The following is a 21,576-nucleotide window of genomic DNA, read 5'->3' as shown; positions in this document are numbered from 1 at the left end:
AAATTTCGGTCAACTACCCGTCCCACCCGCGCAGACGCGCCCCATTTGTAGGCCTGTTCCTACAACACCACTCGCCCGTGGCCGCTGGAGCGCTGCGCGGCATCTGTGAAGAATTCATGGCATCGCCTTGTGGCGGGGCGTGGCGTTGACCTGCACGGGCCCCGGCCACGCATCCCCTTCGCCCGACGCGCTTCTTGTTCATGTTGCCTCCACACACCCCACCCCACTCCTGGCAGTTTTTCCGCGCGGGGGGCGTGGACCAGGTCATCATCCGCACCGGCGAGGACATCGCCCGTTTGCCCGAACTGGACCAGAAACTCTGGGTGGCACTGGCTTGCCCGACGCGTGGCATCGAGTTCGATGAACGCACGCTGGACCTCATCGACACCGACCACGATGGACGCATCAGGCCGCCCGAACTGCTGGCCGCCTGTGCCTGGGCCTGCGCCCAGTTGCACCACCCCGACGAGCTGGCCCAACCCGGCGACACGCTGAACATCGTGGCCATCAATCACAACACCGAGCAGGGTGCAGCCCTGGCCCATGCCGCGCGGCGCATTCTGACGCTGGCGGGGCAACCGGATGCCGCCCACATTGCGCTGGCCGATGTGCTGGCCCGCAGCGAACAGCTGAGCGCCATGCGCTTTAACGGCGACGGGATCATCACCACCGACACCGCACAGGACGACACCATCGCCCGCGACGCCATCGGTCACATCCTGATCACACAAGGTGGCACACCTGCCGTGGGCGAGAAAACTTTGCCAGGCATCGACCGCGCGCGTGCAGAGGCGTTCTTTGCGGACCTCGCCAAGCTGGAGGCCTGGGCGGCCCAGGCCCATGGCGCCACCACCGGACTGGCGCTGGGTGAGCACACACTCAAAGCCACACAAGCCATGAACGCGGTGGCGCCGAAGGTGGAAGACTTTTTTGCCCGCTGCCGCCTGACCGCCTACGACCCGCGAGCAGCCACCGCCCTCAATCCGTCGCTGGACGAATACGCGGCCATGGCGGGCAAGCAGCTGGACCTGTCGTCGGCCGACATCACCACGCTGCCGTTGGCACCCATCACGCCGCAGTGTGTGCTGCCGCTGACAGACGGCGTGAACCCCGCGTGGGCCAAAGCACTGCGGGCCTTTCGCGACCATGCCGTGGCGCCTTTGCTGGGGCGCGAGGCCGACACGTTGACGCACGGGGAATGGCAACACATCCGCAAGGCGCTGGCACCCTGCCAGCAATGGTTGGCCGACCGGCCCGCCACATCACTCAACGCGCTGGACGACGAGGTCTTGCAGGCCCTGCAAACCAGCGACGCACAGCAGCGCGTGATGGCGCTGATTGCCGAAGACGAGGCCGAGCAGACACACAACACACACACCCAGGCGCTGGAGAAACTGCTGCGCTTTAAGCGCGACCTGCTGCAGTTGCTCAACAACTTTGTGTCGTTTTCGGCGTTCTATCAGCGCCAGGGCGCGATCTTTCAGGCTGGCACGCTGTACCTGGACGCCCGCAGTTGCGACTTGACGGTGCAGGTGAAGGATGCCGCCCAGCATGCCAAGCTGGCCGGCCTGGCCAAAACCTATCTGGCGTACTGCGACTGCGTCCGCAAGGGACAGAAGATGGGCATCGTGGCCGCATTCACCGCGGGCGATGTGGACTTTCTTTTTGTCGGCCGCAATGGCGTGTTCTATGACCGGGATGGCAACGACTGGGACGCCAGCATTACCCGCATCATCGAAAACCCCACCAGCATTGCACAGGCATTTTTCTCGCCCTACAAGAAGTTGGTGCGGTTGATTGAGGAGCAGGTGGCCAAGCGCGCCTCCGCAGGCGAAGCTCGGGCACAAAAGTCCTTGGGCACCACTGCGGGCAGCCTGGCCAACATCCCACTCAAACCCGCTGGCAACACAGCCGATGCGCTACCCGCCGCGGCACCCCACCGCACCGACGTTGGCACCGTGGCGGCCATCGGCGTGGCGCTGGGTAGCATCAGCGCCGTGCTGGTGGGCATCTTTGCCAAGTTTGTGGACCTGGGCGTCTGGATCCCGCTCGGGCTCATCGGCATCGTGTTGGCCATATCCGGCCCGAGCATGCTGATCGCATGGCTCAAGCTGCGCCAGCGCAGCCTCGGCCCCATTCTGGATGCCAGCGGCTGGGCCATCAACGGGCGCATGCGCATCAACACGCGGCTGGGCAGATCACTGTCGCAAACCGCCAAGGTGCCTGCAAATGCACGCCGCTCGCTGAAAGATCCGTTTGCAGAATCCCGCGCGCCGCTATGGTGGAGTGTTTGCACCATGTTGGTGCTTTTGGTGCTGGCAATTGCCGCGTGGCGGTTGCAATGGTTTGACCGATGGACGGCACCGACGCCAGAGGTTGCCCCGCCAGCGGTGCAGAGCCCGCCTGCAATAGACAGCGCCCCGCAGCCCAATGCTGCAGCGCCTGCGTCAGCACCACCGCCTCCCGCAGCAGGCGCCGCCTCGGCAGCGCGCTGACCGATTGCCCTTTTCTTTTCTCTCAGCGGATTTGCAGCGCGGGTCGGCGGGCGCCCGCCTGGCCCACTGCGGCCACCGACGGTGCTGCTACCGCAGCAAAAGCCGCCATGGCGGGTGCGCCACTGCCATCCTGCAGCTTGAACTGGCTGACCGCGCTCGTCAGGTGGTGCGCCTGCTCGCGCAAGGATTCGGATGCTGCAGTGGACTCTTCCACCAGCGCAGCATTCTGCTGGGTCATCTGATCGAGCTGGCCAACCGCCTGGCTGATCTGCCCGATGTTGTCGCTTTGCTCGGCCGACGAGGCCGTGATCTCCGAAATGATGTCGGACACACGGCGCACACTGCTCACGATTTCGGTCATGGTCTGGCCCGCCTGGCTGACCAGGCGCGAACCGTCTTCGACGCGCTCTACGGACGAGCTGATCAGGCCCTTGATCTCTTTGGCGGCCTCGGCACTGCGCTGGGCCAGGTTGCGCACCTCGCTGGCCACGACGGCAAAGCCCCGGCCCTGTTCACCCGCGCGGGCGGCTTCTACCGCTGCGTTCAGCGCGAGGATGTTGGTCTGGAACGCAATGGAGTCGATCACGCCCGTGATGTCGGCAATCTTGCGCGAGCTGGTCGTGATCTGGTCCATGGTGGTGACCACCTGCGACACCACAGCCCCACCCCGCGCGGCCACTTCGGCGGCCGACGAGGCGAAATCGCTGGCCTGGCGAGACGATTGGGCGCTTTGCTGCACGGTGCTGGTCAACAGCTCCATGGAAGAAGCGGTTTCTTCCAGATTGGCCGCCGTTTGTTCGGTGCGGTGGCTCAGGTCGTGGTTGCCGCTGGCGATCTCGGAGCTGGCGGTGGAAATATTGCCCGCCGCATCCTGCACCTGCCGCACCAGGCCGCGCAACGCATCCTGCATGCGACCCATGGCCGACACCAGTTGGCCCACCTCGTCCTGGTTCATCGGCGCCACATCGCGCGAAAGATCACCACTGGCGATGCGTTCTGCAAGTTCTTGCGCCTGGCCCAAAGACCGGGTGATGGAACGCACGCTGAAGAATGTGAGGGGAATCAACACCGCCAATGCCAGCACCAGACCAATGGCAATCAGCGCGGACATCGTGGCGGTGCGCGTCTCAACGCCTTCGCGGGCTTCGTCCATCTGGGCACGGGCCGAGCTGGCCAGGCTGGAGAACAGCTTGTCGGTGGCCTCCATGTGCACCTTGAGGCGGTCGGCGTAAGCGCCCCCACCCGCGCCGTCGAGCTGTGCACCCTCGATCTTCTCGAAGATGGGGGAAATGCCGGTTTCGTACTGCTTGATCTCTTCCAGCGACTTGTCGATGGACTCCACAAACGCCGCGTCACCCGACTGCACCTGGCGCACCTCGGCCAGGCTCTTGCGCAAAGCGGCCAGGGTTTTGGCCCAGGACTCGCGCAAGACCGAGACCTCGACCGAGTTGTTGAAGCTGATGATGATGTCTTTCTCGGTGCGGCGCAGGTCGCCCAGCGTGGTGCGCAGATCCGACATGTCTGTCAGCGTCTGCACCCGCTGCGAGAACAACACTTGCAGGGTGGCCTGCGTCCGGTCCAGCGCCACGTACCCCATGGCGCCAATGACGACGAGAAGAATCAGCGAGAAGGCGGTGCCGAAGTAGAGACGCGTGCGGATGGAGAAGCGGCCGAGAGCATTCATGGCTCTTCCTTACAATTTTTAACAGATAACCCAGGATAGCAAATTTAGTGCCACGCCACCCCCCGGCCTTCTGGGCCGAGGGTGGGCGGGACTATAGGCCCAGCTACCGGGTCTGTTGCACAGGGTAAGCACGGGCCCTGACGCTCGTGCAGCGAATCCTCGGGGCCAGTAGCTGCGCTTATTTCACCGGTTTGAGGGGGATGTACAGCTCGCCGCCGCCCCGCTGAAACTCTGCCGCCTTGGTCTGCATCCCCTGGGCCAGCGCATCTGCCTCGGCCACGCCCTTTTGCGCTGCGAACTCGCGCACCTCCTGCGTGATCTTCATCGAGCAGAACTTGGGCCCGCACATGGAGCAGAAATGCGCCACCTTGGCGCTGTCCTTGGGCAGGGTTTCGTCGTGGTATTCCTTGGCGGTCTCCGGGTCCAGGCCCAGGTTGAACTGGTCTTGCCAGCGGAAGTCGAAACGCGCTTGGCTCAGCGCGTCGTCGCGCGAGCGGGCGCCCGGGTGTCCCTTGGCCACATCGGCAGCGTGGGCGGCGATCTTGTACGCAATGATCCCTTGCTTCACGTCGTCGCGGTCGGGCAGGCCCAGGTGCTCCTTGGGCGTCACGTAGCACAGCATGGCCGTGCCCATCCAGCCGATCATGGCAGCGCCGATGGCGCTGGCAATGTGGTCGTAGCCCGGAGCAATGTCGATGGTCAGCGGGCCCAGGGTGTAGAACGGCGCTTCGTGGCAGGTCTTAAGCTGCTCGGTCATGTTGGCCTGGATCATGTGCATGGGCACGTGGCCGGGGCCTTCGATCATGGTCTGCACGTCGTGCTTCCAGGCCACCTGGGTCAGCTCGCCCAGCGTGTGCAGTTCGGCGAACTGGGCTTCGTCGTTGGCGTCTGAGGCGCAACCAGGCCGCAGGCCATCGCCCAGGCTGAACGACACGTCGTACGCTTTCATGATGTCGCAGATGTCCTCGAAGTGCTCGTACAAAAAACTCTCGCGGTGGTGTGCCATGCACCACTTGGCCATGATGGAGCCACCGCGCGAAACGATGCCTGTGCGCCGCTGCGCCGTGAGGTGGATGTAGGCCAGACGCACACCGGCATGGATGGTGAAGTAGTCCACGCCCTGCTCGGCCTGCTCGATCAGCGTGTCGCGGAAGATCGCCCAGGTCAGGTCTTCGGCCACGCCGCCCACCTTCTCGAGCGCTTGGTAGATCGGCACCGTGCCAATCGGCACGGGCGAGTTGCGCACGATCCAGTCGCGGGTGGTATGGATGTTCTTGCCGGTCGAGAGATCCATCACGTTGTCGGCACCCCAGCGGATCGCCCAGACGAGTTTCTCCACTTCTTCTTCAATGCTGGACGTGACGGCCGAGTTGCCGATGTTGGCGTTGATCTTGACCAGGAAATTGCGGCCAATCGCCATCGGCTCCACCTCGGGGTGGTTGATGTTGGCGGGGATGATGGCGCGGCCCCGGGCCACTTCGTCGCGCACGAATTCGGGCGTGATGATGCGCGGGATGCTGGCGCCCATGGGGTTGCCCATCAGGCGCTGCTCACGGCCCGCGTCGGCCATGTACTGCTCCATCCACTCGCGCTTGCCGTTTTCGCGGATGGCCACGTACTCCATCTCGGGGGTGATGATGCCTTTGCGCGCGTAGTGCATCTGCGTGACGTTGGCGCCGCTTTTGGCACGCAGGGGCTTGCGCTGCAGAGCGGCAGCCTCGGCGCGCAGTTGGGCCAGGCGGGTGGCGTCTTCGCTCTTTTGCCCGTCGTCCAGCGCCACGGGGGCACGGCCTTCGTAGTGCTCCACATCGCCACGGCCAGTGATCCAGCCACCGCGCACGCTGGCCAGGCCCTGGCGCACGTCGATCACGGCTTCAGAATCGGTATAGGGGCCAGAGGTGTCGTACACGCTGACCAGCTCGCCGTTGGTCAGGGCGATGTCGCGCACGGGCACACGCAGGTCGGTGTGCAGGTGGCCGGGGAGATAGGCCTTGCGGGATGCGGGGAAGGGTTCGCGGGTGCGCGCAAGCAACTCGGCGAATTTTTCGGTGCTGGCCAGCTTGGCGTGGGGATCGGGGGCGTTCATGGGGCAGGTCTCCTGGTTCCGGTGGCGGTGGATAACTGCTCCGGAATGGACCTGTGCGCCCCCCCAGGACGACGCACTGCGGCGCCTGGGGCATGGGCGTGCCAGCAGGGACTGCGGGCACGGGGACAAGGAGGTCGGCTCTTCTTCCGCCGGTATGAACCGGATCAAGTTCGTCGGGTTCGCAGGCAGCCTGACTTGACGTCAGGCCCCATGCATCTCAGCGCTTTCGCACACCCCGGAGCAGCGGCGAGTATAGGCCAGCGCCACCGCAGCCCGCGATCTCTAAAGCAGCCGCTCGATAAGGACCACGACAAAGAAGACGACCGCCGCGATGATCGTCCACTTGAAAATCACCAGCCCCAGCCGTTTGTAGAACACCTGCCCTGTGCCCACATAAAACCCAAAACACACGGCTGCCGCCAGCAGCAGAAACAGGGCGAGCCAGCGAACGATCAGCATGGCAAGCTGCCCTACCAGGCGCGCACAGGCTGTGCAAACCCCGTGGGTGCCTGGCGTTCGTCCTCGAACGTCACCACCTCCCACGCATCGCGCTGGGCCAGCAGCTCGCGCAGCAGCAGGTTGTTCATCGCGTGGCCCGAGCGGAACGCGCTGTACGCGGCCAGCAGGGGTTTGCCAATGAGGTACAGGTCGCCCATGGCGTCCAGGATCTTGTGTTTGACGAACTCGTCGTCGTAGCGCAGACCATCGCTGTTGAGCACCTTGTAGTCGTCCATCACGATGGCGTTGTCCAGCCCCCCGCCCAGGGCCAGACCGTTGGACCGCATCATCTCGACGTCGCGGGTGAAGCCAAAAGTGCGTGCGCGGGCAATGTCGCGGCTGTAGTTGCCTGCGCCCATGTCAAATTCCACGCGCTGTCCGGTGGAATCGACGGCCGGGTGGTCAAAGTCGATTTCAAAGCTGAGCTTGTAGCCGTGGTACGGCGTAAGGCGGGCCCACTTGGCGGCGGCGCCCTCGCCTTCGCGTACCTCCACGGGCCGCAGGACGCGAATAAAACGCTTGGGTGCGTTTTGCAGCTCCACCCCCGCGCTTTGCAGCAAAAAGACAAACGACGCGGAAGATCCATCAAGGATGGGGACTTCTTCGGCCGTGATGTCCACGTACAGGTTGTCGATGCCCAGCCCGGCGCAGGCCGACATCAGATGCTCCACCGTGTGCACCTTGGCATTGCCCACCGAGATGGTGGAGGCCAGCCGGGTGTCGGTGACCGCCTCGGCGCGGATCGGAATGTCCACGGGCTGGGGCAGGTCCACCCGCCGAAACACGATGCCGGTGTCCGGCTGTGCGGGCCTCAAGGTCAACTCGACCCGCTGGCCGCTGTGCAGCCCGACGCCTACGGCGCGGGTCAGTGTCTTGAGGGTGCGTTGCTGGAGCATGGCGCATTTTAGTTTCTGGCGCCCACCCCCGCACCAGTTGAGGGCATGCGCCTCCCTGCGTGCCGTTTTTGGCAGCTTGCGAAGCATGCGGTACGTAGAGCTACCGCCACGTTTTCACCTACTGCGCACCCCCCGCCCTTCGCCGCACAATGGCTGTGCCGCGGCCCGGGCCGACAGCCTCCTGACGTTGCAAAGCGCTCTCCCGACACCACACAGACCCATCGCCGCCCCACCGGAGACCTCCATGAGCAAGCTCAGCTTCAAAATGAAAATCCTGCTCATGATCGGCGCCGCCCTTGTGGCGCTCTTGATCATGTCCGTCACCTCTTTGTTGCAAGAGCGACGACTCATCATCGATTCCCGGCAAGAGCTGTTGACCACCGCCGTGCAATCCGCCCACAGCATCGTCGCGGGTTACCAGGCCCAGGCGGCCAGTGGCGCCATACCGCAGGAAGACGCCAAGAAGGCGGCCAAAGAGGCGCTGCGTGTTGCGCGCTACGGCGGCGCCGATGGCAAAACCGAATACTTCTACATCTGGACCACCGAAGGCCTGGGTGTGATGCATCCCTTCCGCAAGGAATGGGATGGCCAGGACATGCTGGGCAAGGTCAAAGATGCCTCCGGGGTGGACATCATCGGGCTGCTGGTCAACGGCATGCGCAGCAGCAAGGACGGCAAGGCCTTTGTGCCCACCATGTTTGCGCGCCCGGGGCAGCAGACCGCGGTGCCCAAGCTGCAGTACATCATGAAGGTGGACGGGTGGAACTGGATGGTCGGCTCCGGCATTTACACCGACGACGTGGACGTCCTGGTGCGCAAGACCATGCTGTCCAACCTGGCCGTCGTGCTGGTGGTGTTTCTGGCGGTGGGGGCGATCGGGCTCATCGTGTCGCGGTCGGTGCTGCGCCAGATTGGCGGCGAGCCCACCGACGCGATCGGGATCATGTCGGAGGTGGCACAGGGCAATCTGGACACCGAGATTCCACCGGCACCCCCAGGCTCCATGCTCGACGGCCTTGCCCACATGGTGGCGTCGCTGCGCAAGCTGGTGACCGAGGTGCGCACGGCAACCGACAGCATCGCCACGGCGTCCAGCGAGATTGCCCAGGGCAACAACGACCTGGCCCACCGCACCGAAGACACCGCCAGCAATCTGCAAAGCACCGCCAGCAGCATGGAAGAGCTAACCAGCACGGTCAAACAAACCTCGGAATCTGCCCAGACTGCCAACCAGATGGCCACGTCCGCCGCGGCGGTGGCGGCGCGTGGTGGCGATGTGGTGGCGCGCGTGGTGGCCACCATGCAGGACATCAACGCCAGCAGCAACAAGATCAGCGACATCATCGGTGTGATCGACGGCATCGCGTTTCAGACCAACATCCTGGCGCTGAACGCGGCCGTCGAGGCTGCGCGTGCAGGCGAACAGGGCCGCGGCTTTGCCGTGGTGGCCAGCGAAGTGCGCAGCCTGGCCGGACGCAGCGCCGAGGCCGCCAAGGAGATCAAGGCGCTGATCGGCGCATCGGTCGAAAAGGTGGAATCGGGTACGCAACTGGTGGGCAATGCGGGCGCCACCATGACCGAGATCGTCGAAAGCGTTCAGCGCGTGACCGACATCATTGGCGAAATCCGCTCGGCCACGTCCGAGCAGAGCCAGGGCATTGCCCAGGTCAACACGGCCATGAACCAGCTCGATCAGATGACCCAGCAAAACTCGGCCCTGGTGGAGCAGTCCACCGCCGCGGCCGACAGCCTGCGCGAGCAGGCCATGAAGCTCACCCAGGTGGTGGCGTTGTTCCGGGTCAACGGCAGCACGACCAGCGCGCCCCGAGCCGCCCCGGCCCCATCACCTGCCCGCGCCCCCGCCCGTGGCCCCGCACCCCGTCCGGCCGTGGGCGTCTCCAAGGCCAGAACGGCCACCGCCCCCGCTGCCCTGCGCAAGCCCGCCGCAGCAAAAGCACAGACCGCACTGCCACCCAAGGCCAGCACCAGCAAACCCGCAAAAGACGATGCGGGGGACTGGGAGAACTTCTGAACCGAAGACAACGCGGAAACAAAGAAAAAGCCCCGGTCTTGCGACTGGGGCTTTTTTCATGGAATGCGAAAACTCTGATCGACTATCAAATTAATAGCTGCTTGCGCTTTACTTCATTAGCTTTCAGATACTTTTATATCTATAAGTCAATAGATTCAAGAGCAACCAGCTCATTTTTCAATAGCAAATCTAATCTCAGTCTGCCTGCTTGCGCAGGAACGCTGGAATCTCCAGATCATCCATGCCACCCGACGACAGTGCATCCACGCGGGCCGCTGCCTGGGTGCGGTTGGTGCGCCACACGCTGGGCACCGACATGCTGCCGTAGTCGGCCTGCGCGTGGCCACCCGCGTGGCCCCCTTGCATGCCCACGGCAGAACCCAGCGTACCCGCGCCCACGACGGGCATCTGGTAAGCCATGTTGTCGGTACCGGTACGCAGGCCGCCCTGCACCACCGAGATGGGCTGGCGACGTGCGTTGGGGCGCGACAGACCCGTGGCCACCACCGTTACGCGGATCTCGTCGCCAAGGGTGTCGTCGTAGGCAGCGCCATAAATGACATGCGCATCGGGCGATGCGTAGGCGTTGATGGTGCTCATCGCCAGGCGCGACTCGGACAGCTTGAGGCTGCCCTTGGCCGCGGTAACCAGCACCAGCACACCCTTGGCGCCCGACAGGTCGATGCCTTCCAGCAGTGGGCAGGCCACCGCTTGCTCAGCCGCGATGCGTGCGCGGTCGGGGCCTGCGGCCGTGGCCGTGCCCATCATGGCCTTGCCGGGTTCGCCCATCACGGTGCGCACGTCTTCAAAGTCGACATTCACGTGGCCGTATTCGTTGATGATTTCGGCAATGCCGCCCACAGCGTTCTTGAGCACGTCGTTGGCGTGTGCAAAGGCTTCGTCCTGGGTGATGTCATCGCCCAGCACTTCCAGCAGCTTTTCGTTGAGCACCACGATCAGCGAGTCAACGTTGGCTTCCAGCTCGGCCAGGCCGTTGTCGGCGTTGGTCATGCGGCGGCCGCCTTCCCAATCGAAAGGCTTGGTGACCACACCCACGGTGAGAATGCCCATCTCCTTGGCCACGCGAGCAATGACGGGCGCAGCGCCCGTGCCCGTGCCGCCACCCATGCCCGCGGTGATGAACAGCATGTGCGCGCCGGTGATGGCACTGCGGATGTCTTCGACCGCAGCCTCAGCCGCATCGCGGCCCTTGTCGGGCTTGCTGCCTGCGCCCAGACCGCTGCCACCCAGCTGGATGACGCGGTGGGCCGAGCTGCGGGTCAGCGCCTGCGCATCGGTGTTGGCGCAGACAAACTCCACGCCCTGCACGCAGCGGGCAATCATGTGCTCGACAGCGTTGCTGCCGCCGCCGCCCACGCCGATCACCTTGATCTGGGTGCCCTGGTTGAATTCTTCGGCTTCGATCATTTCGATGGTCATGTTGGAGCTCCTGTTTCTAAATTCGTATGCAATTGCCAAATGGGGGTTGGGGGATCAATGCGTGAAGAGCGCGGCGGGCCGGTGCACCGCCATCGCTCGCGCGGTCTTCGATGAGGGCTACCACGCGCTAACCACAAGGGGTATTTCATGGTCAGAAATTCCCCACGATGAAATCTTTGAATCGCCCAAATGCCGTCTTCATGGAGCCGCTTTTTTGCGCCACCTTGAAGCCACGCAGCCGAGCCAATCGGGCCTCTTCCAGCAAACCCATGACAGTAGCAGCACGGGGCTGGGCCACCATGTCAGACAACGCGCTGGAATACTTGGGAATGCCTCGGCGAACGGGCTTCAAGAAGATGTCTTCACCCAATTCGATCATCCCGGGCATGACCGAACTCCCGCCCGTGAGCACGATGCCCGACGACAGCACTTCTTCGTAGCCCGACTCGCGCACCACCTGTTGCACCAGCGAAAAAATCTCCTCCACCCGCGGCTCGATCACCCCGGCCAGCGCCTGCTTGCTCAACATGCGTGGGGGGCGGTCGCCCAGGCCGGGCACTTCCACCTGGGCATCGGGGTCGGCCAGCAATTGTTTGGCGTAGCCGCTTTCGACCTTGATGTCTTCGGCGTCCTTGGTGGGCGTGCGCAGCGCCATGGCGATGTCGCTGGTGATGAGGTCGCCCGCAATCGGGATCACCGCCGTGTGACGGATCGCACCGCCCGTGAAGATGGCCACATCCGTGGTGCCCGCGCCGATATCGACCACCACCACGCCCAGCTCGCGCTCGTCATCGGTCAGCACAGCCTGGCTGCTGGCCAGTGGGTTCAGCATGAGCTGCTCCACCTCCAGCCCGCAGCGGCGCACACACTTGATGATGTTCTCGGCCGCACTTTGGGCGCCCGTCACGATGTGGATCTTGGCCTCCAGGCGGATGCCGCTCATGCCGATGGGCTCTTTCACATCCTGCCCGTCGATCACAAACTCTTGTGGCTCCACCAGCAGCAGGCGCTGGTCGCTGCTGATGTTGATGGCCTTGGCCGTCTCCACCACACGCGCCACGTCGGCCGAGGTAACTTCCTTGTCCTTCACGGCCACCATGCCGCTCGAATTGAGGCCGCGAATGTGGCTGCCGGTGATGCCGGTGTACACGCGCTGGATCTTGCAGTCGGCCATCAGCTCGGCCTCTTTCAGCGCCTGCTGGATGCTCTGCACGGTGGCGTCGATGTTCACCACCACGCCACGCTTCAAGCCATTGCTCGGGGCCACGCCCAGGCCGGCCAGCTTGAGCTCGCCATTGGGCAGCACCTCGGCCACCACGGCCATGACCTTGGCCGTTCCGATGTCCAGCCCCACCACAACGTCTTTGTATTCTCTTGCCATATCAGCCTCTGCCCTTTTGTGTTCTGCCCTGCTGCCCGACCTGCCCCTCGACCGACCTTTCGACCCATCTATCGACCTCTTGGTCGGCCTCTTGCCGCATTGCCCACCTGCCTGCCAGACCCGCGCTGTGCTTGTCACTTGTTTGCATCGCATCACCTCCTGCGCACGCCACCCGTGGCGCCAGCGGCAGCGGCAGCACCCGCGGCGTCGGGAATCACGGTGGCGACCCCGCGCATGCGCAGGGCATAGCCTCCCGCATGGCGCAGATCGGCAGACTCCAGCGCATCCACACGGCGCCCGTACTGCGCAGCCACCTGCGTCAGCGTGCGGGTAAAGCGCTGCGTGCGCAGCACCACCTCCTGGGGGGTGCCTCCGCCCAACTCAATCACGGCATCACTGTCCAGCTTGGCGCGCCATCCACCGCGGCCCGTCAGTTCCAGCTCCTCCACCTCCAGCCCCAGCGGGCGAAACACGGGCCGCAGCAGCCCATGCATCTGCAGCGCCTCGGCAGAGCTGCCGCGCGGGCCCAGCAGGCGTGGCAGACCTTCCTGCTCCACATCGCCCACATTGGCCTCAAAAACTTCACCCTGGCTGTTGACCATGGCCGACGCTGACTCCGGCCCCCAGAACGCCACGGCTTCATGCTCTTGCAGTTCGACGCGCAGACTGGCGGGGTACACCCGCTGCACCTGCGCCCTGCGCACCCACGGCACTTGCTCGAAGGCGTCGCGGGCCCGGCGCAAGTCCACAGTAAAAAAATTGCCCGCCAGATGTGGCGCCACATTGGCCCGCAAGGTCACGGCGTTGTTGTGCACCAGCTCGCCTTGCACCACGATGCGGGCGATGGCAAACCCCGGGTAGTGCAACAGCCACCACGTGCCTGCAGCCAACACGCCCAAGGCGCAGCCCATGAGCAAGACCGATGCGGTCAGGTTCATGAGCTTGACGTCCAGAGGAGCGGGCAGGCTGTGGGTCATCAGGCCCCCAGGGTTCCGGGTGACGTGTCCAGTGCGGCATTCGCCAGCAGCCCCAGGCACAGGTCTTCGTAGCTGATACCGGCGGCGCGGGCCGACATGGGTACCAGCGAATGGCCCGTCATGCCGGGCGATGTATTGATCTCCAGCAAGAAGGGCTGGCGGTCGCTGGCGCGGATCATGATGTCCGCGCGGCCCCAGCCCCGGCACCCCAACGCACGAAACGCTGCCACCACCAGGCGCTGGATCTCGCGCTCTTCGGCCTCGGGCAGGCCGCTGGGGCAGTGGTACTGCGTCACATCGGTGAAGTATTTGTTCTGGTAGTCGTAGTTGCCTTCGGGCGCCACGATGCGGATGACCGGCAGCGCGTGCGCGCCAGCGCCCTCGCCCAGCACCGGGCAGGTGGTTTCGTCGCCTTCAATGAACTGCTCGCACAGCACTTCGGGGTCGTAGCGCGAGGCCAGGGCGTAAGCCTGTGCACATTGCTCTGGCGAGGTGACCTTGGTCAGACCGATGGTGGAGCCCTCGCGGGAGGGCTTGACGATCATCGGTATACCCAGGGCTTGCAGGGCCTGCACGGTTTCATCCGCGCTCGACACCAGACGCCAGTCTGGCGTGGGCAACCCCTCAAAGCGCCAGATGCGCTTCGTCATGATCTTGTCCATGGCGATGCTGGACGGCATCACCCCCGGGCCGGTGTACGGAATGCCCAGCAGCTCGAGCGCGCCTTGCACCGTGCCGTCCTCGCCGTGGCGGCCGTGCAGCGCGATGAAGCAACGCGCATAACCGTCGCGTTTGAGGTCACCCAGGTCGCTTTGCGCCGGGTCGAACGCATGCGCATCCACGCCGCGCGAGCGCAGGGCCTGCAGCACGCCACTGCCGGACATCAGCGACACCTCGCGCTCGGCAGACGCACCGCCCATGAGCACGGCCACCTTGCCCAGCTTCTTCACATCAATATTTGAATCAAAATGGGTCATAGCGCGCTCCCCTCAAGCGCTTTTAGCTCACTATTTTGTAGCATTTCAACCACCTTGCCAGGCACGGCGCCAATCGACCCGGCGCCCATGCACATGACCACATCGCCATCGCGCGCGTTGTCGACAATGGCCTGTGGCAGGTCGGCCACGTTGTCGACAAACACGGGCTCCACACGGCCTGCCACGCGCAGCGCACGTGCGAGTGAGCGGCCGTCCGCCGCCACCACGGGCGCTTCACCGGCGGCGTACACCTCGGTCAGCAGCACGGCGTCGGCGTTGCCGATGACCTTGACGAAATCTTCAAAACAGTCGCGCGTGCGGCTGTAACGGTGCGGCTGAAACGCCAGTACCAGGCGGCGGCCGGGGAACGCCCCGCGCGCCGCGGCCAGCGTGGCGGCCATTTCCACCGGGTGGTGGCCGTAGTCGTCGATGACGGTGAACGTACCGCCGCCGTTCGCGGCCTTCGCGGGCAGCTCGCCATAGTGCTGAAAGCGCCGACCCACGCCCTTGAAGTTGGCCAGCGCGCGCTGCACAGCCTCGTCCGGAATGTTCAGTTCCACCGCGATGGCAATCGCCGACAGCGCGTTGAGCACGTTGTGTTCGCCCGCGAGGTTGAGCACGATCTCCATGTCGGGCAGCGTGACGCCGTTGCGCCGCTGCACGGTGAATCGCATCTGCCCGGCTTCGGCTTTCACGTCGATGGCGCGCACCTGGGCGTCTTCCGAAAAACCGTAACTGGTGATCGGGCAGGTCACGCTTTGCAGGATGTCGCGCACCGCAGGGCTGTCCACACATAACACCGCCGTCCCGTAGAACGGCATGCGGTGCAGAAACTCGACAAACGCGCCTTTGAGCCGACCGAAGTCGTGGCCGTAAGTCTCCATGTGGTCGGCGTCGATGTTGGTCACCACGGCCATCACGGGCAGCAGGTTCAAAAACGACGCGTCGGACTCGTCGGCCTCGACCACGATGTAGTCGCCGCTGCCCAACTTGGCGTTGGCGCCCGCGCTGTTGAGCTTGCCGCCGATCACAAAGGTCGGGTCCAGTCCCGCTTCGGCCAGTACACAGGTCACGAGGCTGGTGGTGGTGGTCTTGCCGTGCGTGCCAGCAATGGCAATGCCTTGTTTCAGGCGCATCAGCTCCGCCAGCATCAGCGCGCGCGGCACCACCGGGATCTTTTTGTCGCGGGCGGCCAGCACCTCAGGGTTGTCGGCCGTAACCGCCGTAGACGTGACCACAGCGTCGGCGCCATCGATGTGCGCCGCGGCATGGCCCAGGCAGGTCTTGATGCCCAGTCCCTCCAGGCGGCGCAAGGTGGCGCTGTCGGCCAGGTCCGAACCGGAGATGCGGTAGCCCAGGTTGAACAGCACCTCGGCGATGCCGCTCATGCCGGCGCCGCCGACGCCGACGAAGTGGATATGGCGAATCGCGTGTTTCATAGCGCAACCTCCGCGCGACGCGGTTCGTCGGCGTGCTCCACGCTCGCGACGAAGTGGATGTGACGGATGGCGTGTTTCATGATCCGGCCAACTCCTCGCAGGCAGTCACCACTTCGCGGGTGGCGTTGATTTTTTGCATGTTTTTGGCCTTGAGCGCTACATCTACAAGGGTTGAGCGCTCCATATTCAATAGCATTTTCGACAGCCCTTCGGGCGTCAGGTCGCGTTGCTGCACTAGCCATCCGCCGCCTGTGTTCACCAGGAACTGCGCGTTGGTGGTCTGGTGGTCGTCCACGGCGGAAGGGAACGGCACAAAGATGGACGCAGCGCCCACGGCCGCGATCTCGGTCACCGTGCTGGCACCCGCGCGGCACACGATGATGTCGGCCGCAGCGAACGCGCTGGCGGTGTCGTCGATGAAAGGCGTCAGCTCGGCATCGACACCCGCCGCCGCATAGTTGGCGCGCAGCGCATCGATCTGCGTGGCGCCGCTTTGGTGAATCACGCGCGGGCGCTGGTCTGCGGGCATGAGGGCAATGGCCTGCGGCACGATCTCGTTGAGCGCTCGGGCGCCCAGGCTGCCGCCCACCACCAGCAGACGCAGCGGGCCGGTGCGGCCTGCAAACCGCTCTGCAGGGCCGGGCTGCTCGGTGAAGGGCTTGCGCAGCGGGTTGCCCACCCACTGGCCTTGTTTGAACACATTGGGGAAAGCGGTGAACACGCGGTCTGCCACACCCGCCAGCACTTTGTTGGCCATACCCGCCACCGAGTTCTGCTCGTGCAGCACCAGCGGTTTGCCGGCCAGTACGCCCATCATGCCGCCCGGAAACGTGATGTAGCCGCCCAGGCCCACCACCACATCGGGCTTGACGCGGCGCACCACCTGCAGCGCTTGCCAGAAGGCGCGCAGCAGGCGCAGCGGCAACAAGGCCAGCGTGACGATGCCTTTGCCGCGCACGCCGGAGAAGTCGATCAGCTCCAGCGTGAAGCCGTGGGTGGGCACGATGCGCGATTCCATGCTGCCGGGGGCGCCGAGCCAGTGCACGCGCCAGCCGCGCGCGCGTAGCTCTTCGGCCACAGCCAGGCCGGGGAAAATGTGGCCGCCCGTGCCACCAGCCATGATGAGGGCTGTCTTTTGCGCGCTCATACGCGGCCTCCCCGCATTAAGAGCTTATTCTCATAGTCGACCCGCAGTACCACTGCAAGCGCCACAAGGTTCATCAAGATCGCCGACCCACCAAAACTCATCAACGGCAGCGTGAGCCCCTTGGTCGGCAGCGCTCCCAGGTTCACGCCCATGTTGATAAAGGCCTGAAAACCGATCCAGATCGCCACACCCTGGGCCACCAGCCCTGCAAACACACGGTCGAGTGCGATGGCCTGGCGGCCGATGTGCATGATGCGGCGCGTCATCCACACGAACAGCACGATGAGCGTGAGCACGCCCACCAGGCCGAATTCCTCGCCGATCACGGCCAGCAGAAAGTCGGTGTGCGCCTCGGGCAGCCAGTGCAGCTTTTCGACACTGCCGCCCAAGCCCACGCCAAAGATCTCTCCGCGCCCGATGGCAATGAGCGAGTGCGACAGCTGGTAGCCCTTGCCCAGCGCGTGCTCTTCGCTGAACGGATCAAGGTAAGCAAACACGCGTTCGCGGCGCCAGGGCGAGCTGGCGATCATCAGAGCGAACGCTCCGACCAGAATGCCTGCGATCAGGAAGAACATGCGGGCGTTGACGCCGCCCAAAAACAAGATGCCCATGGCGATCACGGCCACCACCATGAAGGCGCCCATGTCGGGTTCGGCCAGCAGCAGCACACCCACAATGGCCACGGCAGCGCCCATCGGCAGCACGGCGCGAAAGAACCGCTCTTTCACATCCATCTTGCGCACCATGTAGTCGGCGGCATAAATCAGCACCGCAAACTTGGCCACTTCCGACGGCTGAAAGCCGATGGGCCCGATGGACAACCAGCGCCGCGCGCCGTTGACCACCTTGCCCACGCCGGGAATCAGCACCGCAATCAGTAGCAACAAGGCCACGACAAACAGCCAGGGCGCCGCGCGCTCCCACAGCGCCATCGGGATTTGGAACGCCAGCAGCGCCACCACAAACCCGATCACCAGGTACATGGCGTGGCGGGCCAGAAAATGCGTGGAGGCGTAGTTGGCAAACCGGGGGTTGTCCGGCATGGCAATCGATGCGGAATACACCATGATCAGCCCCCAGGCGAGCAGTGCCACCACCACCCACAACAGGGCCTGGTCAAACCCGAGCACGCTGGCCGGGGTGCTGGACGAGCGGCGGTATTCGATGCCTCCCACGCGCACAGGCAACACGTCCACGGCCTTGCCGGGCAACCCGCCAAACCAGCCGGTCAGGCGTTGCAAAAGGGGGGTTGCGGTGGCATTGCTCATGACAAACCTTCCGCCGACTGGCCCGCGTCTTCCGCCAGGTTGCGCACGGCCTCGCAGAACACCTGCGCGCGGTGCTCGTAGTCCTTGAACATGTCGAAACTGGCGCAGGCGGGCGACATCAGCACCGCATCGCCCGAACGCGCGCGCTCGGTCGCCATCTGCACGGCCTGCGGCAATGTCTCGGCGTCCAGCAACGCGACTCCCGACTCTTGCAGGGCCGCGCGAATCAGCGGCGCGTCGCGGCCGATCAACACCACTGCGCGGGCATAGCGGGACACGGGGGTGGCCAGCGGCGCAAAGTCCTGGCCCTTGCCCTCGCCACCCAGGATGACCACCACGCGGCGCTCGGCGCCCAGGCCCGTGAGAGCGGCCACGGTGGCGCCCACGTTGGTGCCCTTGCTGTCGTCAAAATATTCCACGCCGTTGATGATGGCCACAGGCTCCACGCGGTGGGGCTCGCCGCGGTATTCACGCAGCCCATACAGCATGGGCGCCAGCGGACAGCCTGCGGCGGACGCCAGCGCCAGCGCGGCCAGCGCGTTGACCGCGTTGTGGCGGCCACGGATACGCAGCGCATCTGCCGGGATGAGGCGCTGAATGTGCAGCTCTTCCTCGGCTTCGTTGCGGGCACGCTTGCGGGTTTCGTCGGCCTCCATCGCGCGCACCAGCCAGGGCATGCCACTGACCACTTCGATGCCGAAGTCGCCCGGGCGCCGAGGCATGTCGCCCCCAAAGGTGAGGTGTGCACGAACCTGCGGCTTCTGCAGCTTGACCTTGACGGGCGGCGGCAGCATTTCCATCACGGCGGCATCCTCGCGGTTCAAGATCATCAGCCCCGTCTGGCCAAAGATGCGTGCCTTGGCGGCGGCGTACGCCTTGATGTCGCCATGCCAGTCCAGGTGGTCTTGGGTGATGTTGAGCACGGTGGCGGCCTTGGGCTCAAAGCCCGCCACGTCATCCAGCTGGAAGCTGGACAACTCCAGCACCCACACGTCGGGCAATGTGCCAGCGTCCAGGTGGGTGGTCAGGGTGTCGAGCAACGTGGGACCGATGTTGCCTGCCACCGCCACACGCTTGCCCGAGCGTTCGACGAGTTGGCCGGTGAGCGATGTCACGGTGGTCTTGCCATTGGTGCCGGTAATGGCCAGCACGGCCGGGCGGTACCCCTGCGAGGCACCCAAAACACCCAGCGCCATGGAATACAAGCTTAATTCGCCTCCAGCGCTTATTCCATAAGCGCTAGCAGCTATCAATACGGGAGCAATTGCAGTCGGACTGAGGCCGGGCGAACGGTAGACCGCGTGCAGGTTCTGGCCTTCCACCAGCCGCGCATCCAGCGCACCTGCCACAAACCGCACCTGCGGCAGTTCGTGTTGCAGTGCTGCCAGTTGCGGCGGCGCGGTGCGGGTATCGGCCACGGTGACCTGCGCGCCCCAGCGCACACACCAGCGCGCCATGGCCAGGCCGGATGCGCCCAGGCCCAGGATGAGGACGTTCTTGTCCTGGAGGGGGGCTACCATTTCAGCGGGCGGACTGTCCGGTTCTGCCACCACATCTTCGGAATCGGCGGTGTCATCGGCCGCCACGGCGGCGACATTCGCGGCGCCCGGAGCGCTCTCGGGCGCCGACACCTCGGCAAAGATCTGGGCCACAAAATCGGCCGCGGCCTTGGCGGCTGAAACAGCAGGGGCCTTTTCAGGATCCCAGGCCGGGGCTTTGCCCGGTGCAGGGGTGGTGGCAGGCAAGGCAGGATCGGATGCGATGGCCTCTGCCTCCGCAGGCGAGCCGCCGTCTGCAAGTGCATCCGCATCCAAAGACTCTGCCGACACGGGCGACTCGGCAGGCGCCTCCGGTGCATCGCCATCAGCAAGCACCGCTATTCCGTCCACATCCGTGTGTGGGCCTTGGGTGCGCACTACTTCGGCGTCTGCGTCGGTTTCGTTTTCGTTTTCGTTTTCGGGGTCTGGTGATCTGCCCGCGTGCTTGGCATTCACCCCTGACACGTCCACGCTCACGCCCGCCGCTGCAGGCTGCTGGGCGGGTTGGCCGGGAATGAGGGGATCGCTCGGGTTCATCGCAGTTTCAGGGTGGACAGGCCCACCAGGCACAGCAACATGGTGATGATCCAGAAGCGCACAACCACCTGCGTTTCCTTCCAGCCGCTTTTCTCAAAATGGTGGTGCAGCGGCGCCATCTTCAGCAGGCGGCGGCCTTCGCCGTAGCGGCGTTTGGTGTATTTGAACCAGGTGACCTGCAGCATCACCGAAAGGGCTTCGACCACAAAGATGCCGCCCATGATGGCCAGCACAATTTCTTGCCGCACGATGATGGCAATCGTGCCCAGGGCGGCACCCAGCGCCAATGCACCCACATCACCCATGAACACCTGCGCCGGGTGCGCGTTGAACCACAGAAACGCCAGCCCCGCGCCCGCCATGGCGGCGCAGAAGATCAACAATTCGCCCGAACCCGGGATGTGCGGGAAAAACAGGTACTTGGAATACACCGAACTGCCCGTGACATAGGCAAACACCCCGAGGGCCGAGCCCACCATCACCACCGGCATGATGGCCAGGCCGTCGAGGCCGTCGGTCAAATTGACCGCGTTGCTGGAGCCCACGATGACCAGGTAGGTCAGGATCACAAAGCCCAGCACGCCCAGCGGGTAGCTCACTTCTTTGAAGAACGGTAGCTGCAGGCCCGCCTTGGGCGGCAGATCGAGCGAGAAGCCCGACTGCACCCAGCCCACAAACAACTCCCACACCTTGGCGTTGGAGCTTTCCGAAATACTGAACACCAGATACAGCGCGGCGAGCAAGCCAACGACCGACTGCCAGAAATACTTCTCGCGCGAGCGCATGCCCTCGGGGTCTTTGTTGACGACCTTGCGCCAGTCGTCCACCCACCCAATGGCCCCAAAACCCAGGGTGACGATCAGCACGATCCAGACAAAGCGGTTGGACAGGTCAAACCACAACAAGGTCGAGATGGCAATCGACAGCAAGATGAGCACGCCGCCCATGGTGGGCGTGCCACTCTTGGACAAATGCGTTTGCATGGCATAGCCGCGGATGGGCTGGCCGATCTTGAGCGAGGTGAGCACCCGAATCACCTTGGGGCCCGCGATGAGACCAATCAGCAGCGCCGTCATGGCCGCCATCACCGCACGGAACGTGAGGTACTGAAACACCCGGAAGAAGCCGAACTCGGGCGACAGGCCCTGCAGCCATTGCGACAGCATCAGCAGCATGTGGTC

At 64.5% G+C, this 21,576-nt stretch carries 15 protein-coding genes and 1 riboswitch; of the genes, 2 read left to right on the top strand and 13 right to left on the bottom strand.

The genetic code is table 11. The annotated features are described in order from the left end of the window. Positions 1-200: 200 nt before the first annotated feature. A complete protein-coding gene (locus ACK41V_RS08310; protein WP_409780482.1) occupies positions 201-2,495 on the top strand; it encodes a hypothetical protein in 2,295 nt (764 codons plus the stop codon). Between the two features lie 22 nt (positions 2,496-2,517). Here the strand turns inward: ACK41V_RS08310 and ACK41V_RS08305 are convergent, their stop codons facing one another. The 4 genes from ACK41V_RS08305 to lpxC all read right to left on the bottom strand — a co-directional run bounded on the left by ACK41V_RS08305 (position 2,518) and on the right by lpxC (position 7,659). Continuing rightward, complete coding sequence (locus ACK41V_RS08305) at positions 2,518-4,179, bottom strand: methyl-accepting chemotaxis protein (protein ID WP_409780479.1); 1,662 nt, start codon at positions 4,177-4,179, stop codon at positions 2,518-2,520. Between the two features lie 178 nt (positions 4,180-4,357). After that, on the bottom strand, positions 4,358-6,265 hold the full coding sequence (thiC, locus tag ACK41V_RS08300) for a phosphomethylpyrimidine synthase ThiC (protein ID WP_409780477.1): 1,908 nt from the start codon (positions 6,263-6,265) through the stop codon (positions 4,358-4,360). Positions 6,266-6,389: 124 nt separating this feature from the next. Continuing rightward, positions 6,390-6,513, bottom strand: a riboswitch (TPP riboswitch). A 34-nt stretch (positions 6,514-6,547) separates the two neighbouring features. Next, entirely contained in the window at positions 6,548-6,724 is a 177-nt protein-coding gene (locus tag ACK41V_RS08295; RefSeq protein ID WP_409780474.1) for a hypothetical protein, read from the bottom strand. An 11-nt stretch (positions 6,725-6,735) separates the two neighbouring features. Then, complete coding sequence (lpxC, locus tag ACK41V_RS08290) at positions 6,736-7,659, bottom strand: UDP-3-O-acyl-N-acetylglucosamine deacetylase (RefSeq protein WP_409780471.1); 924 nt, start codon at positions 7,657-7,659, stop codon at positions 6,736-6,738. A 244-nt stretch (positions 7,660-7,903) separates the two neighbouring features. Here lpxC and ACK41V_RS08285 point away from each other — a divergent pair, with 244 nt between their 5' ends. Further along, on the top strand, positions 7,904-9,691 hold the full coding sequence (locus tag ACK41V_RS08285) for a methyl-accepting chemotaxis protein (RefSeq protein WP_409780468.1): 1,788 nt from the start codon (positions 7,904-7,906) through the stop codon (positions 9,689-9,691). 195 nt (positions 9,692-9,886) lie between these two features. Here ACK41V_RS08285 and ftsZ read toward each other — a convergent pair whose 3' ends face one another. From ftsZ to mraY, 9 genes are all read right to left on the bottom strand, one after another. Further along, positions 9,887-11,131 carry a cell division protein FtsZ gene (gene ftsZ / locus ACK41V_RS08280; protein ID WP_409780465.1) on the bottom strand — a complete coding sequence of 415 codons (1,245 nt, stop codon included), beginning with the start codon at positions 11,129-11,131 and terminating at the stop codon, positions 9,887-9,889. A gap of 151 nt (positions 11,132-11,282) precedes the next feature. After that, the gene (ftsA, locus tag ACK41V_RS08275; RefSeq protein WP_409780462.1) at positions 11,283-12,512 is read right to left on the bottom strand and encodes a cell division protein FtsA; all 1,230 of its coding nucleotides are present in this window, start codon (positions 12,510-12,512) and stop codon (positions 11,283-11,285) included. Between the two features lie 152 nt (positions 12,513-12,664). Then, positions 12,665-13,489, bottom strand: coding sequence for a cell division protein FtsQ/DivIB (locus ACK41V_RS08270; protein WP_409780459.1), 825 nt, complete (start codon positions 13,487-13,489; stop codon positions 12,665-12,667). Next, entirely contained in the window at positions 13,489-14,466 is a 978-nt protein-coding gene (locus ACK41V_RS08265) for a D-alanine--D-alanine ligase (RefSeq protein ID WP_409780457.1), read from the bottom strand. The genes ACK41V_RS08270 and ACK41V_RS08265 overlap by 1 nt, the downstream gene beginning before the upstream one ends. Then, entirely contained in the window at positions 14,463-15,905 is a 1,443-nt protein-coding gene (gene murC / locus ACK41V_RS08260) for a UDP-N-acetylmuramate--L-alanine ligase (protein ID WP_409780454.1), read from the bottom strand. The genes ACK41V_RS08265 and murC overlap by 4 nt, the downstream gene beginning before the upstream one ends. A gap of 76 nt (positions 15,906-15,981) precedes the next feature. Further along, positions 15,982-17,052: an undecaprenyldiphospho-muramoylpentapeptide beta-N-acetylglucosaminyltransferase gene (gene murG, locus ACK41V_RS08255; protein WP_409780452.1), complete on the bottom strand. Its 1,071-nt coding sequence runs from the start codon at positions 17,050-17,052 to the stop codon at positions 15,982-15,984. Then, positions 17,049-18,320, bottom strand: coding sequence for a putative lipid II flippase FtsW (gene ftsW / locus ACK41V_RS08250; RefSeq protein ID WP_409780449.1), 1,272 nt, complete (start codon positions 18,318-18,320; stop codon positions 17,049-17,051). The genes murG and ftsW overlap by 4 nt, the downstream gene beginning before the upstream one ends. Further along, complete coding sequence (murD, locus tag ACK41V_RS08245) at positions 18,317-20,395, bottom strand: UDP-N-acetylmuramoyl-L-alanine--D-glutamate ligase (protein WP_409780446.1); 2,079 nt, start codon at positions 20,393-20,395, stop codon at positions 18,317-18,319. Before murD ends, ftsW begins: the two co-directional genes overlap by 4 nt. Then, the gene (mraY, locus tag ACK41V_RS08240) at positions 20,392-21,570 is read right to left on the bottom strand and encodes a phospho-N-acetylmuramoyl-pentapeptide-transferase (RefSeq protein WP_409780443.1); all 1,179 of its coding nucleotides are present in this window, start codon (positions 21,568-21,570) and stop codon (positions 20,392-20,394) included. Before mraY ends, murD begins: the two co-directional genes overlap by 4 nt. Between the last annotated feature and the right edge of the window lie 6 nt (positions 21,571-21,576).

The organism is Acidovorax sp., assembly GCF_046291265.1.
Lineage (GTDB): Bacteria > Pseudomonadota > Gammaproteobacteria > Burkholderiales > Burkholderiaceae_C > Acidovorax.
This window is presented reverse-complemented; position numbering and strand designations above follow the sequence as displayed.

Bases quoted from the DNA above. Each gene is read 5' to 3' on its own strand.
- murG (WP_409780452.1), bottom strand. From the start codon at position 17,052: ATGAGCGCGCAAAAGACAGCCCTCATCATGGCTGGTGGCACGGGCGGC.
- murC (WP_409780454.1), bottom strand. From the start codon at position 15,905: ATGAAACACGCGATTCGCCATATCCACTTCGTCGGCGTCGGCGGCGCC.
- ACK41V_RS08305 (WP_409780479.1), bottom strand. From the start codon at position 4,179: ATGAATGCTCTCGGCCGCTTCTCCATCCGCACGCGTCTCTACTTCGGC.
- ACK41V_RS08285 (WP_409780468.1), top strand. From the start codon at position 7,904: ATGAGCAAGCTCAGCTTCAAAATGAAAATCCTGCTCATGATCGGCGCC.
- murD (WP_409780446.1), bottom strand. From the start codon at position 20,395: ATGAACCCGAGCGATCCCCTCATTCCCGGCCAACCCGCCCAGCAGCCT.
- ACK41V_RS08310 (WP_409780482.1), top strand. From the start codon at position 201: ATGTTGCCTCCACACACCCCACCCCACTCCTGGCAGTTTTTCCGCGCG.
- ACK41V_RS08270 (WP_409780459.1), bottom strand. From the start codon at position 13,489: ATGACCCACAGCCTGCCCGCTCCTCTGGACGTCAAGCTCATGAACCTG.
- ftsW (WP_409780449.1), bottom strand. From the start codon at position 18,320: ATGAGCAATGCCACCGCAACCCCCCTTTTGCAACGCCTGACCGGCTGG.
- thiC (WP_409780477.1), bottom strand. From the start codon at position 6,265: ATGAACGCCCCCGATCCCCACGCCAAGCTGGCCAGCACCGAAAAATTC.
- ftsZ (WP_409780465.1), bottom strand. From the start codon at position 11,131: ATGACCATCGAAATGATCGAAGCCGAAGAATTCAACCAGGGCACCCAG.
- ACK41V_RS08265 (WP_409780457.1), bottom strand. From the start codon at position 14,466: ATGACCCATTTTGATTCAAATATTGATGTGAAGAAGCTGGGCAAGGTG.
- mraY (WP_409780443.1), bottom strand. From the start codon at position 21,570: ATGCTGCTGATGCTGTCGCAATGGCTGCAGGGCCTGTCGCCCGAGTTC.
- ACK41V_RS08295 (WP_409780474.1), bottom strand. From the start codon at position 6,724: ATGCTGATCGTTCGCTGGCTCGCCCTGTTTCTGCTGCTGGCGGCAGCC.
- lpxC (WP_409780471.1), bottom strand. From the start codon at position 7,659: ATGCTCCAGCAACGCACCCTCAAGACACTGACCCGCGCCGTAGGCGTC.
- ftsA (WP_409780462.1), bottom strand. From the start codon at position 12,512: ATGGCAAGAGAATACAAAGACGTTGTGGTGGGGCTGGACATCGGAACG.